The sequence below is a fragment of the Paraburkholderia sp. MM6662-R1 genome (assembly GCF_050436245.1).
GTDB classification, from domain to species: domain Bacteria; phylum Pseudomonadota; class Gammaproteobacteria; order Burkholderiales; family Burkholderiaceae; genus Paraburkholderia; species Paraburkholderia tuberum.
On record NZ_JBNDLV010000001.1, the window covers coordinates 3,133,926 to 3,146,532 of the forward strand.

General features: G+C 63.4%; 11 protein-coding genes. 10 read left to right on the top strand and 1 reads right to left on the bottom strand.

The annotated features are described in order from the left end of the window. Window positions 1-249: 249 nt before the first annotated feature. The 4 genes from edd to OKW39_RS14840 all read left to right on the top strand — a co-directional run bounded on the left by edd (window position 250) and on the right by OKW39_RS14840 (window position 5,026). Window positions 250-2,217: a phosphogluconate dehydratase gene (edd, locus tag OKW39_RS14825; RefSeq protein ID WP_429362964.1), complete on the top strand. Its 1,968-nt coding sequence runs from the start codon at window positions 250-252 to the stop codon at window positions 2,215-2,217. A gap of 2 nt (window positions 2,218-2,219) precedes the next feature. Continuing rightward, a complete protein-coding gene (eda, locus tag OKW39_RS14830) occupies window positions 2,220-2,861 on the top strand; it encodes a bifunctional 4-hydroxy-2-oxoglutarate aldolase/2-dehydro-3-deoxy-phosphogluconate aldolase (protein WP_429362965.1) in 642 nt (213 codons plus the stop codon). A gap of 256 nt (window positions 2,862-3,117) precedes the next feature. Beyond that, window positions 3,118-4,521, top strand: a complete 1,404-nt coding sequence (locus OKW39_RS14835; RefSeq protein WP_429562936.1) for a gluconate:H+ symporter — start codon at window positions 3,118-3,120, stop codon at window positions 4,519-4,521. A gap of 10 nt (window positions 4,522-4,531) precedes the next feature. Further along, window positions 4,532-5,026 (top strand): gluconokinase, encoded by a 495-nt coding sequence (locus tag OKW39_RS14840; protein WP_429562937.1) that lies wholly within the window; start codon window positions 4,532-4,534, stop codon window positions 5,024-5,026. A 99-nt stretch (window positions 5,027-5,125) separates the two neighbouring features. Here the strand turns inward: OKW39_RS14840 and purB are convergent, their stop codons facing one another. Further along, the gene (gene purB / locus OKW39_RS14845; protein ID WP_184058442.1) at window positions 5,126-6,514 is read right to left on the bottom strand and encodes an adenylosuccinate lyase; all 1,389 of its coding nucleotides are present in this window, start codon (window positions 6,512-6,514) and stop codon (window positions 5,126-5,128) included. A 164-nt stretch (window positions 6,515-6,678) separates the two neighbouring features. Between purB and OKW39_RS14850 the strand changes: the two genes are divergently transcribed. The 6 genes from OKW39_RS14850 to OKW39_RS14875 all read left to right on the top strand — a co-directional run bounded on the left by OKW39_RS14850 (window position 6,679) and on the right by OKW39_RS14875 (window position 12,527). Beyond that, window positions 6,679-7,635: a LysR family transcriptional regulator gene (locus tag OKW39_RS14850; RefSeq protein ID WP_429562938.1), complete on the top strand. Its 957-nt coding sequence runs from the start codon at window positions 6,679-6,681 to the stop codon at window positions 7,633-7,635. 162 nt (window positions 7,636-7,797) lie between these two features. Next, on the top strand, window positions 7,798-9,120 hold the full coding sequence (locus tag OKW39_RS14855) for a Glu/Leu/Phe/Val family dehydrogenase (RefSeq protein WP_429335313.1): 1,323 nt from the start codon (window positions 7,798-7,800) through the stop codon (window positions 9,118-9,120). A 284-nt stretch (window positions 9,121-9,404) separates the two neighbouring features. Next, complete coding sequence (locus OKW39_RS14860) at window positions 9,405-10,298, top strand: glutamate/aspartate ABC transporter substrate-binding protein (RefSeq protein WP_429335312.1); 894 nt, start codon at window positions 9,405-9,407, stop codon at window positions 10,296-10,298. An 89-nt stretch (window positions 10,299-10,387) separates the two neighbouring features. Beyond that, window positions 10,388-11,128 (top strand): amino acid ABC transporter permease, encoded by a 741-nt coding sequence (locus OKW39_RS14865; RefSeq protein ID WP_090801827.1) that lies wholly within the window; start codon window positions 10,388-10,390, stop codon window positions 11,126-11,128. Beyond that, window positions 11,128-11,805, top strand: a complete 678-nt coding sequence (gene gltK / locus OKW39_RS14870; RefSeq protein WP_018421788.1) for a glutamate/aspartate ABC transporter permease GltK — start codon at window positions 11,128-11,130, stop codon at window positions 11,803-11,805. The genes OKW39_RS14865 and gltK overlap by 1 nt, the downstream gene beginning before the upstream one ends. Further along, window positions 11,802-12,527 carry an amino acid ABC transporter ATP-binding protein gene (locus tag OKW39_RS14875; protein WP_090801826.1) on the top strand — a complete coding sequence of 242 codons (726 nt, stop codon included), beginning with the start codon at window positions 11,802-11,804 and terminating at the stop codon, window positions 12,525-12,527. Before gltK ends, OKW39_RS14875 begins: the two co-directional genes overlap by 4 nt. The last annotated feature ends 80 nt before the right edge of the window (window positions 12,528-12,607 follow it).

Genomic DNA, 12,607 nt, shown 5'->3' on the forward strand with positions numbered 1-12,607 from the left:
CGTTGGCGCACAAAAGCTAGGTACAAAAACTACATATCGGCGAGTAAGTGTATTCCCTAGGTTTCTGCTGTAAAGCGCTAAGGCGCCGCCAATAGGGCGACTTGGCGATCCGCGCCATGCGGCGCCGCAACAGAGTTCGTCATTGCGATCATGTAGTTTTTCTACTAAGATGACGTCGTTCGATATCACAACCCCGCGATACCGCCAGGTGTCATGCGTGCGCCTGCCGCCAGCGACGAAGGAGTTCCGATGGTTTCCCCGCATTCGCAATTGTTGAAGGTCACGCAACGCGTGATCGAGCGCAGCAAGCCCACGCGCGCAGCGTATCTGGCCCGCATCGAGCATGCGCAGGGGCGCTTTCCGGCGCGCGGCGCGTTGTCGTGCGCGAACCTCGCTCACGGTTTCGCCGGCCTCGAGGGCAACGACAAGCTCGTGATCAAGCAGATTCGCGAGCCGAATATCGGCATCGTGTCGTCGTACAACGAGATGCTGTCGGCGCACGCGCCGTACAAAAACTACCCGGACATCATCAAGCAGGCCGCGCGCGAAAACGGCGGCGTCGCGCAATTCGCGGGCGGCGTGCCGGCGATGTGCGACGGCGTCACGCAGGGCAACGCGGGCATGGAGCTGTCGCTGTTCTCGCGCGAAGTGATCGCGATGAGCACGGCCGTCGCGCTCACCCACAACATGTTCGACGCGGCGCTGTGCCTCGGCATCTGCGACAAGATCGTGCCGGGCCTGCTGATCGGCGCGCTGCAGTTCGGCCATTTGCCGACCATCTTCGTGCCGGCCGGCCCGATGGCAAGCGGCCTGTCGAACGACGACAAAGCCAGGACGCGTCAGCAGTTCGCGACCGGCCAGTGCGGCCGCGACGCGCTGCTCGAAGCGGAAGCGGCCGCCTATCACAGCCACGGCACCTGCACCTTCTACGGCACCGCGAACAGTAATCAGATGCTGATGGAAGTGATGGGCCTGCATCTGCCGGGCTCGGCCTTCGTGCATCCGCACACGCCGCTGCGCGACGCGCTGACCGCGCAGGCCGCGCGCCGCGTGCTCGATCTGACGGTCGAGCGCGGCCACTACATGCCGATCGGCCATGTGGTCGACGAGAAGGCGATCGTCAACGGCATCGTCGCGCTGCTGGCGACGGGCGGCTCGACCAATCACACGCTGCACCTCGTCGCAATCGCGCGCGCGGCCGGCATCGTGATCGACTGGGACGACTTCGACACGCTGTCGCAGGCGGTACCGCTGCTTGCGAAGATCTATCCGAACGGCAAGGCCGACGTGAACCACTTCCACGCGGCGGGCGGCGTCGCGTTCCTCGTGCGCAATCTGCTCGAAGGCGGTCTGCTTCATGAAGACGTGAACACGGTCGCGGGCAAGGGTCTGAAGCGCTACACCGAGGAGCCGAAGCTGCTCGACGGCAAGCTGCAATGGGTGGCAGGTGTCGAGGCAAGCGCGGACACAGCGGTGCTGCGCGGCATCAAGGAGCCGTTCCAGCCGGACGGCGGCCTGCGTCTGATGCAGGGCAAGCTCGGCCGCGGCGTAATCAAGATTTCGGCGGTCGCGGCGCAGCATCGCAAGGTGAAGGCGCCGGCAATCGTGTTCGATTCGCAGGAAGCGGTGCAGGAAGCGTTCGACAAGGGCGAGCTCAAGCGCGACTTCATCGCGGTGGTGCGCTTCCAGGGCGCACGCGCCAACGGCATGCCCGAGTTGCATCGTTTGACGCCGCTGCTCGGTGTGCTGCAGGATCAGGGGTTCCATGTCGCGCTGGTGACCGATGGCCGTATGTCGGGCGCGTCGGGCAAGGTGCCGGCGGTCATCCATCTGTCGCCGGAAGCGTTGCTGCAAGGCCCGATCGGCAAAGTGCGCACGGGCGACATGCTGGTGATCGACGCCGAAGCGGGCGTGCTCGACATCGAGATCGACGCAGCCGAGTGGGCCGCGCGTCCGAACGCCGAGCCGCTGCATCAGGCGGACAACGAAGTCGGCTTCGGCCGCGAGCTGTTCGGCGTGTTCCGTGCGGCGGCGGCGCCGGCGGAGCAGGGCGCGTCGGTGTTCGGCAAGCTGGTCGGCGAGGGCGGCACGGTCGATGGCCAGCACGGCCACGGCAGCCATCACAAGCACGGCCACGACGGTGACCATCAACCCAGCGACCATCATCACACGAGCACCGCGCAAGCCGGCGCGGCGCTGCAGAAACAAGGAGTCTGACTATGACGTCGAAAACAGTAAGCGATATCGTGCGCCTCGGCCCGGTGATTCCGGTGCTCGCGTTCGACACGGTCGAACAGGGCGAACACGTGTCGCGCGCGTTGCACGCGGGCGGCGTGAAGGTGCTCGAAATCACGCTGCGCACGTCGGCGGGCCTCGGCGCGATCGAGCGTGCGTGCGAACTCGCGGACGACATCGTGGTCGGTGTCGGCACGATCACGAAGCCCGAGCATTGCGCCCAGGCGAAGAAGGCGGGCGCGCAGTTCGGCGTGTCGCCGGGTCTGACCAAGGACATGCACAAGGCCGCGCAGGATGTGGGTCTGCCGCTGTTGCCCGGCGTGATGACGCCGTCGGACATCATCCTCGCGCTCGAACTCGGCTACGAGATAGTCAAGTTCTTCCCCGCACAGCAGGCAGGCGGCGTGCCGATGCTGCAGGCGTTCCACGGCCCGTTCCCGGCGCTGAAGTTCTGCCCGACCGGCGGCATCACGCCGGAAAGCGCGCCGCACTTCCTGTCGCTGCCGAACGTGGTCTGTGTCGGCGGTTCGTGGCTCACGCCGAAGGCCGCGCTCGCCGCGCAGAACTGGGACGAGCTCACGCGCCTCGCGCGCGCCGCGAGCCAACTGGCGGCACCCGCGCACTAAGCTCCACAACCCAATAGCGCATCGGTCAACTGAACCGGGCCCAGGAGTCTCGTCGATACAGCCGCATCAGGCTGTCGCGGCGAGACTCTTTTTTTACCTGATATGCGTGCTGGATTTGCGCGCGCTTTCTGGAAACAAACAGTAGAATTCAGCGTCCGCGCGGCTAGCCGGGTTTTCAGGCATCGCGCAGGTTGCCGTGAGACGAAGTGCCGGCCGCATCCGCACTCTGAAGTCAATAAACCAAAGGAGGGGCTTCATGGAATCTGCCCACGGCAGCTTGCTGCTGGTCTACGCATTGATCGCGATCGCGCTGCTGATCTTGCTGATCACGCGCTTCAAGGTCTATCCGTTTCTCGTTCTGATCATCGTGTCGTTGCTGCTGGGCCTCGTGGCCGGCATGCCGATGCAGACCATCGTCAAATCGTTCGAAACGGGGAACGGCAACACGCTCGGGCACATTGCCATCGTCGTCGGTCTCGGTACGATGCTCGGCAAGATGATGGCCGAATCGGGCGGCGCCGAGCGCATCGCGACCACGCTGATCAACTGGTTCGGTGAGAAACACATTCACTGGGCGATGATGGTGGTCGCGATCATCGTCGGCTTGCCGGTGTTCTTCGAAGTCGGCTTCGTGCTGCTGATTCCGATCGCGTTCAACGTCGCCAAGCGCACCAACAAATCGCTGCTGCTGGTCGGCCTGCCGATGGTCGCGGGTCTGTCCGTCGTGCACGGGCTGATTCCGCCGCACCCGGCCGCACTGCTCGCCGTGCAGGCGTATCACGCGGACATCGGCAAGACGATCGCCTACGGTCTGATCGTCGGCGTGCCGTGCGCGATCGTCGCCGGTCCGCTGTTCGCGTTGCTGGTGAGCCGTCATGTCCAGTTGCCGAAGGAAAATCCGCTTGCCGCGCAATTTCTGGGCAGCGACGTGAAGGACGCCAACGGCGTGCAAAGTGGTAACGCCGCGAAGACCGCTGCACCGAAGCGCGAACTGCCGGGCTTCGGCATCACGCTGGTCACGATCCTGTTGCCGGTGGTCCTGATGCTGGTCGGCAGCTGGGCCGACCTGGTTTTCGAGCCGAAGACGCTGCCGAACGATCTGCTGCGCTTTTTCGGCAACACCGACGTCGCGCTGCTGACGGCCGTGCTGGTCAGCTTCTGGACCTTCGGCGCGAGCCGCGGCTTTAACCGCGAGCAGATTCAGAAGTTCTGCGGAGAATGTCTCGCGCCGATCGCGGGTATTACACTGATCGTCGGTGCGGGCGGTGGTTTTGGCCGCGTACTGATGGATAGCGGCATTTCGAAGGAAATCACCAGCGTGGCGACCGCGGTGCATCTGTCGCCGCTGCTGTTCGGCTGGCTCGTCGCGGCGATGATGCGTCTCGCGACCGGCTCGGCCACCGTCGCGATGACGACCGCCTGCGGCATCGTCGCGCCGATCGCGGCGGCGGGCGCGGTGCAGGTGAAGCCGGAACTGATGGTGCTCGCGACCGGCTCGGGCTCGCTGATCTTCTCGCACGTGAACGACGGCGGCTTCTGGCTGATCAAGGAATATTTCGGCATGACGGTGGTGCAGACCTTCAAGACGTGGTCGCTCCTCGAAACCATCATTTCGGTGATGGGGCTGGGCCTGACCTTCGCACTCGCGGCGGTCCTGTAAGGAGTTTCAAATGATTCTGATCGCAATGGGCGTGTCGGGCGCCGGCAAGACGAGGATTGGCGAAATGCTGGCCGAGCGCCTGCATTGCGCGTTCACCGACGGCGACGCGTTCCATAGCGCGGCGAACAAGGAGAAGATGCACCACGGCATTCCGCTCACCGACGAAGACCGCTGGCCGTGGCTGAAGACGATCCGCGCGGCGATCGAGGAAAAGCAGAAAGCGGGCGAGACGGCGGTGTTCACGTGTTCGTCGCTGAAGCGCTCGTATCGCGACATTCTGCGTGCCGGCGACAAGGACGTGTGCTTCGTCTACCTGAGGGGTTCGCGCGAGGTGCTCGCGGAGCGTCTCGAGGATCGCACCGGGCATTTCTTCGATCCGTCGCTGCTGCAAAGCCAGCTCGACACGCTCGAGGAGCCCGGTGACGACGAAGCGATCACGGTCAGCATCGATCTGACGCCGGAACAGATCGTCGACGAGGTGCTCAGGCAGGTCGAAGCGCGCTGAGTCGTTGATTGCTTCGCGTTCCAGCTTTGAACGCGGGACGAAAAAAAAGCCGCTCCTCGGAGCGGCTTTTTTATGCATTGAAGAAGCTGGGCCAGCCGATCAGCCGATCCGCTTCGCCAGTTCGACGGCCCGGCCGATGTACGAGCCGGGCGTCATCGCGAGCAGGCGGTCCTTCGCGTCCTGCGCAATCGCCAGGCCGCCAATGAAGCTCTGCAGCGCCTCGCGCGTGATGCCCTTGCCGCGCGTGAGCTCCTTCAACTGCTCGTACGGATTCTCGATGCCGTAACGGCGCATCACGGTCTGCACCGGCTCGGCCAGCACTTCCCAGCAGTTGTCGAGGTCTTCGTTCAGACGCTGCGCATTCACTTCGAGCTTGTCGAGGCCGCGGATCAGCGAGTCGTACGCGAGCAGCGAGTAGCCGAACGCGACGCCGATGTTGCGCAGCACCGTCGAGTCGGTCAGGTCGCGCTGCCAGCGCGACACCGGCAGCTTGTCGGCGAGGTGACGCAACGTCGCGTTCGCGAGGCCGAGGTTGCCTTCCGAGTTTTCGAAGTCGATCGGATTGACCTTGTGCGGCATCGTCGACGAACCGATTTCGCCGGCCTTCGTGCGCTGCTTGAAGTAGCCGAGCGAGATGTAGCCCCACACGTCGCGGTCCAGATCCAGCAGGATCGTGTTCGCGCGCGAGATCGCGTCGAACAGCTCGGCCATGTAGTCGTGCGGCTCGATCTGGGTCGTGTATGGATTGAACGCGAGCTTCAGACGGTTCTCGACGACGTCCTTCGAGAATGCTTCCCAGTCGAACTCCGGATACGCGGACAGGTGCGCGTTGAAGTTGCCGACCGCGCCGTTCATCTTGCCGAGCAGTTCGACCTTCGCGATACGTTCGATCGCACGCGCGAGCCGCGCGGCGACGTTGGCGATTTCCTTGCCGAGCGTGGTCGGGCTGGCCGGCTGGCCGTGCGTGCGCGACAGCATCGGCTGGGCGGCGTGCGCGTGCGCGAGCGCAACGAGGCGTTGATGCACCGAGCGCAGCGCCGGCAGGATCACGTGTTCGCGCGCGCCGGCGAGCATCAGGCCGTGCGACGTGTTGTTGATGTCTTCCGACGTGCACGCGAAGTGGATGAACTCGCTGGCACGCTCCAGTTCTTCATGGCCCTTCACCGATTCCTTCAGCCAGTATTCGACGGCCTTCACGTCGTGGTTCGTCACGCGCTCGATTTCCTTGATGCGCGCGGCGTCGTGCGCGGTGAAGCGCTCGGCCAGTTGCAGCAGGAATTGCTCGGACGCCTCGGAGAAGCGCGGCACTTCAGCGAAGCCGGCGCGCGACAGCGCGATCAGCCAGTGGATTTCGACCGTCACGCGATTGCGCATGAAGGCGGCTTCCGAGAGCCAGTCGCGCAGGGCTTCGGTTTTGGCGGCGTAGCGGCCGTCGAGCGGAGAAAGCGCGTTCAGCGCGAACAGGGTGTCGGGGCGGGTGTCGGACATGATGAGGACCGGGTTGAAGCGGTTGAGCGCTCAGCGAGCGGGTCGGGAACGGAGGGAACCCTGAATTTTACCACTGTGACGCGATCGGCCCGCCCGGATGCGTCGGTCGCAATCGGCGCCGCTAGAATGCAGACTTCTTCCCTCTCGACGGCAAGCGCAATCGCATGGAACTGAAATGGCTCGAAGACTTTATTTCGCTCGCGGAAACGCGTAGCTTCAGCCGCTCGGCCGAGTTGCGCCACGTCACGCAGCCGGCTTTCTCGCGCCGCATCCAGGCGCTCGAAGCGTGGCTCGGCACGGAACTGATCGACCGTTCTGTTTATCCGACGCGGCTCACGGCGGCCGGTCAGGTGTTCAACGAGCAGGCGCTCGCGATGCTGTCGCAATTTCACGAGGCGCGCGCGCTGCTGCGCGGCCACACGGCGACGCCCCAGGCGACGATCGAATTCGCGGTCCCCCACACGCTGTCGCTCACTTACTTCCCGCGCTGGCTGCAGCGCATCGAGGCGCAGATGGGCCCGATCCACACGCGGCTGCGCGCGCTGAACGTGCACGACGCGGCGCTCTCGCTGGTGGAAGGCGGCTGCGATCTGATGATGGGCTACCACCATCCGAGCCATCCGGTCGCGCTCGATCCGGCGCGCTACGACATGCTGACGCTCGGCCACGAGCCGATCAGCCCGTTCTCGGCGCCGGCCCGGGCGGGCCGGCCGCGTCACACGCTGCCAGGCTCGGCCGATGCGCCCGCGCCGTATCTGTCGTACACGCCGAACGCGTACCTCGGGCGCATGACCGAGGTGATTCTCGCGAACGCGCCGGAGCGCCTGTACCTCGACCGGCTCTACGAAACCGACATGGCCGAGGGGCTCAAGGCGATGGCGCTCGCTGGTCACGGCATCGCGTTTCTGCCGCATAGCGCGGTCGAAGATGCGGTGGCCGAAGGCCGGCTGATCCGCCTCGATCGCGCGACGCGCGGCTCGCCGGAAGGGCAGCTGACGCTCAGCATGGAGATTCGCCTGTATCGCGACAAGCTCGCCGCGAAAAGCGACGACGCGCGCCAGATTCTCGTGCGCCGGTTGTGGGACGTGGTGTCGGAGGAACTCCGGCAGAGCGCCGCCTGAGCCGCGGCATAAAACTCAAACTCGAACCTGCGTCGCGACGACGCGAATTTGCGGCTTTGCGAACGTTATGCAAGAAAAACATAACGGGATAAGGAAACGGCATTGGATTTCGATACGGCGTTTTTCCACAATGCCCGTACTCGATCAAACGCCGGAGCGTTCATGTCATCCCAGCAACAAGCCGCAGAATCGGTCCAAGCCGCCTCAACGTTGCAAGCCGTTCCCTCCTACCTCAATAAGGAAGACCTCGGCCCTTGGGGCAACTATCTGCGCCAGGTCGACCGCGTCGCGCCGTATCTCGGTTCGCTGTCCCGCTGGCTCGAAACCCTGAAACGCCCGAAGCGCATTCTCGTCGTCGACGTGCCCATCGAACTCGACAACGGCACGGTCGCGCACTTCGAGGGTTATCGCGTGCAACACAACGTGTCGCGCGGTCCGGGCAAGGGCGGCGTGCGTTATCACCAGGACGTGACGCTATCCGAAGTGATGGCGCTGTCCGCGTGGATGTCGGTGAAGAATGCGGCGGTGAACGTGCCGTACGGCGGCGCGAAGGGCGGCATCCGCGTCGATCCGCGCACGCTGTCGCGTGGCGAGCTCGAGCGCGTGACGCGCCGCTATACGAGCGAGATCGGCATCATCATCGGACCGAATACCGACATCCCCGCGCCGGACGTGAACACGAACGAGCAGATCATGGCGTGGATGATGGACACGTACTCGATGAATCAGGGCCAGACGGCCACCGGCGTCGTGACTGGCAAGCCAATCACGCTCGGCGGCTCGCTCGGCCGTCGCGAGGCGACCGGCCGCGGCGTGTTCGTGGTGGGCTGCGAAGCGGCTCGCCGCATCGGCTTCGACATCGAAGGCGCGCGTATCGCGGTGCAGGGCTTCGGCAACGTCGGCGGCATCGCCGCGCGTCTGTTCCAGGAGGCGGGCGCGAAGGTCGTCGCGGTGCAGGACCACACCGGCTCGGTGTACAAGTCCACCGGCATCGACGCGGTCGCGCTGCTCGACTACGTCGCGAAGACGGGCGGCGTCGGCGGTTTCCCCGAAGCCGACGCGATCACCGGTGAGGAGTTCTGGACCGTCGAGTCGGACATCCTGATTCCGGCGGCGCTGGAAAATCAGATCACCGAAAAAAACGCCGGCAAGATCAACACCAGGATCATCGTCGAGGGCGCGAACGGCCCGACCACCACGGCGGCAGACGACATCCTGCACGATCGCGGCATCCTCGTGATTCCGGACGTGGTCGCGAATGCCGGCGGTGTGACAGTGTCATATTTCGAATGGGTCCAGGACTTCTCGAGCTTCTTCTGGACCGAGGACGAGATCAACGAGCGCCTCGAGCGCGTGATGCGCGAAGCGTTCGCGGCGGTGTGGCAGGTGTCGAGCGAGCAGAACGTGTCGGTGCGCACGGCTGCGTTCATCGTCGCGTGTAAGCGGATTTTGCAGGCGCGCGAGATGCGCGGCTTGTATCCCTGATGGACCGTGTCCTATCTTGTTTGAAACGGCGGTGACGCGGCCCGGTATCCGGGCCGGGAGGCGCACACCGCCGAAACTTCGTGCATCAACGCGGTCCACAAGACGGCGTGTTTGACCGGCGGGCGGCATCCTATCGATGCCGCCCGCCTTCTCATATGCACGAAACGGCCGTGCCACGGCGCCGCGAGCCTATCGCGGCGTGCGCGCAACAGAATGGTTAATAGCGATACTTTCAGAAAAATTACTTTGTTACACTGGCGCCGGTTCTTGCCAAGGAGATCTAGATGAAGATTAAAGAAGCTGCGCTGCTGCTCGCGACTCTCGGACTGTTTACGGTTGGCGCGCATGCGCAAGACTCGGGCACGCTGAAAAAGATCAAGGATACGGGCGTCATTTCGCTGGGCCATCGCGAATCGTCGATCCCGTTCTCCTATTACGACGAAAAGCAGAACGTGATCGGCTACTCGCAGGATTACGCGATGAAGATCGTCGAGGCCGTCAAGCAGAAGCTGAACATGCCGAACCTGAAGGTGAAGCTCGTGCCGGTTACGTCGCAGAACCGCATTCCGCTCGTGCAGAACGGCACGGTCGACATCGAGTGCGGTTCAACCACGAATAACCTCGAGCGTCAGCAGCAGGCTGCCTTCACGAACACGATCTTCGTGATCGGCACGCGCCTGATGACCAAGAAAGATTCCGGCATCAAGGACTTCCCGGACCTGAAGGGCAAGACGGTCGTCACGACCGCCGGCACCACGTCCGAGCGCCTGCTTCGCAAGATGAACCAGGACAAGAACATGGGCATGAACATCATCAGCGCGAAGGATCACGGCGAATCGTTCCTGACGCTGTCGACGGGCCGTGCCGCCGCGTTCATGATGGACGACGCGCTGCTCGCGGGCGAGCGCGCGAAGTCGAGCAACCCGGGCGATTTCGTGATCGTCGGCACGCCGCAATCGAGGGAGGCGTACGGCTGCATGCTGCGCAAGAACGACCCCGACTTCAAGAAGGTCGCCGACGACGCCATCGCGAAGGTGCAAACGTCGGGCGAAGGCGAACAGATCTACAAGCGCTGGTTCGAATCGCCGATCCCGCCGAAGGGCCTGAACCTGAACTTCCCGATGAGCGACGATATGCGTGCGCTGTTCAAGAACCCGAACGACAAGGCAATCGACTAAACTAGCTGCTTTTTCGACACTTTCAAAACGCTGAAAGGAACGGAAGGGGCCGCGCGCTTCTTCCGTTTCTTTTTGCCGGAGTCTTGGTCATGTCATATCACTGGAACTGGGGCATTCTGCTGAGTCCCGTCTCCACGGGCGAGCCGACCACCTACCTGGGCTGGCTGCTCTCGGGGCTGTGGGTGACGGTCACCGTGTCGCTGTCGGCATGGGTGATCGCGCTGATCGTCGGCTCGCTCTTCGGTGTGCTGCGCACGGTGCCCAACAAATGGGCGTCGGGCGTCGGCACCGTCTACGTTGCGATTTTCCGTAACATTCCGCTGATCGTGCAGTTCTTCATCTGGTATCTGGTGATACCGGAGCTGCTGCCCGTGTCGATCGGCAACTGGTTCAAGCAATTGCCGCCGGGCGCGCAGTTCTTCTCATCGTCGATCGTGTGTCTGGGCCTCTTCACCGCCGCGCGCGTGTGCGAGCAGGTGCGCTCGGGCATCAACGCGTTGCCGCGCGGCCAGCGCGCGGCCGGTCTGGCGGTAGGCTTCACGCAGTGGCAGACGTATCGCTATGTGCTGCTGCCGGTCGCGTACCGCATCATCGTGCCGCCGCTCACCTCCGAGTTTCTGAACATCTTCAAGAACTCCGCGGTTGCCTCGACGATCGGTCTGCTCGATCTGTCCGCGCAGGCGCGCCAGCTCGTCGACTACACGTCGCAAACTTACGAGTCGTTCATCGCGGTCACGGTCGCATACATGCTGATCAATCTGATCGTGATGCAACTGATGCGCTGGGTCGAAGTGAAGGCCCGGCTGCCTGGCTATATCGGAGGAAAGTGATGCATCATTTCGACTGGAGCGGTATTCCGGGCGCGCTGCCTACGCTATGGACCGGCGCGATCATCACGTTCAAGATCACGCTGATCGCGATCGTATTCGGCATCATCTGGGGCACCATTCTCGCGATGTTTCGACTGTCGCCGATCAAGCCGCTCGGATGGTTCGCGCAGGCTTACGTGACGCTCTTCCGTTCGATCCCGCTCGTGATGGTGCTGCTGTGGTTCTTCCTGATCGTGCCGCAGGTGCTGCAAAGCGTGCTCGGTCTGTCGGCCGACATCGACATCCGGCTCGCCTCGGCGATGGTCGCGTTCTCGCTGTTCGAGGCCGCGTATTATTCGGAGATCATCCGCGCCGGCATTCAGGCGGTGCCGCGTGGTCAGGTCAACGCGTCGTTCGCGCTCGGCATGACCTATGGGCAGGCGATGCGCCTGATCGTGCTGCCGCAGGCGTTCCGCGCGATGGTGCCGCTGCTGCTCACGCAGGGTATCGTGCTGTTTCAGGATACGTCGCTCGTCTACGTGATCAGCCTCGCCGACTTCTTCCGCACGGCTACGAATATTGGCGATCGTGACGGCACGAACGTCGAGATGGTACTGTTCGCGGGCGCGTGTTATTTCGTGATCTGCGTGATCGCGTCGAGCCTCGTCAAAGGTCTTCAGAAAAAGGTCGCAAGATGATCTCTATCAAGAATGTTTCGAAGTGGTACGGCCATTTCCAGGTGCTGACCGACTGCACGACGGAAGTCAAAAAGGGCGAAGTGGTCGTGGTGTGCGGGCCGTCCGGTTCGGGCAAGTCCACGCTGATCAAGACCGTCAACGGACTCGAGCCGTTCCAGAAGGGCGAGATCGTCATCAACGGCCAGTCGCTGACCGACAAGAAAACCAATCTGTCGAAGCTGCGCTCGAAGGTCGGCATGGTGTTCCAGCACTTCGAACTGTTTCCGCATCTGTCGATCGTGCAGAACCTGACGCTCGCGCAGGTCAAGGTGCTCGGCCGCTCGAACGACGAGGCGACCGCGAAGGCCCTGAAGCTGCTCGATCGCGTCGGCCTGCGCGCACATGCGGACAAGTATCCGGGGCAGCTGTCCGGTGGTCAGCAGCAGCGCGTGGCGATTGCGCGTGCGCTCTCCATGGACCCGATCGCGATGCTGTTCGACGAGCCGACCTCGGCGCTCGATCCGGAGATGATCAACGAAGTGCTCGACGTGATGGTCGAACTCGCGCAGGAAGGCATGACCATGATGTGCGTGACGCACGAAATGGGCTTCGCGAAGAAGGTCGCGCATCGCGTGATTTTCATGGACAAGGGTTTGATCGTCGAAGACGACCGCAAGGAAGACTTCTTCGCGAATCCGAAGTCGGATCGCGCGAAGGATTTTCTCGCGAAGATTCTGCACTGAGGGTGGGTGCGCAGGCCTCGTTTCGGGGCTCGCGCGGGACGAAAAAAAAGCCGCTCCACGGAGCGGCTTTTTGTTTCGCA

What these genes read in the sequence shown, in the direction of transcription:
- OKW39_RS14860 (WP_429335312.1), top strand. Translation starts at nt 9,405, where the DNA reads ATGAAGATTAAAGAAGCTGCGCTGCTGCTCGCGACTCTCGGACTGTTT.
- OKW39_RS14855 (WP_429335313.1), top strand. Translation starts at nt 7,798, where the DNA reads ATGTCATCCCAGCAACAAGCCGCAGAATCGGTCCAAGCCGCCTCAACG.
- OKW39_RS14835 (WP_429562936.1), top strand. Translation starts at nt 3,118, where the DNA reads ATGGAATCTGCCCACGGCAGCTTGCTGCTGGTCTACGCATTGATCGCG.
- eda (WP_429362965.1), top strand. Translation starts at nt 2,220, where the DNA reads ATGACGTCGAAAACAGTAAGCGATATCGTGCGCCTCGGCCCGGTGATT.
- edd (WP_429362964.1), top strand. Translation starts at nt 250, where the DNA reads ATGGTTTCCCCGCATTCGCAATTGTTGAAGGTCACGCAACGCGTGATC.
- OKW39_RS14865 (WP_090801827.1), top strand. Translation starts at nt 10,388, where the DNA reads ATGTCATATCACTGGAACTGGGGCATTCTGCTGAGTCCCGTCTCCACG.
- OKW39_RS14840 (WP_429562937.1), top strand. Translation starts at nt 4,532, where the DNA reads ATGATTCTGATCGCAATGGGCGTGTCGGGCGCCGGCAAGACGAGGATT.
- gltK (WP_018421788.1), top strand. Translation starts at nt 11,128, where the DNA reads ATGCATCATTTCGACTGGAGCGGTATTCCGGGCGCGCTGCCTACGCTA.
- purB (WP_184058442.1), bottom strand. Translation starts at nt 6,514, where the DNA reads ATGTCCGACACCCGCCCCGACACCCTGTTCGCGCTGAACGCGCTTTCT.
- OKW39_RS14850 (WP_429562938.1), top strand. Translation starts at nt 6,679, where the DNA reads ATGGAACTGAAATGGCTCGAAGACTTTATTTCGCTCGCGGAAACGCGT.
- OKW39_RS14875 (WP_090801826.1), top strand. Translation starts at nt 11,802, where the DNA reads ATGATCTCTATCAAGAATGTTTCGAAGTGGTACGGCCATTTCCAGGTG.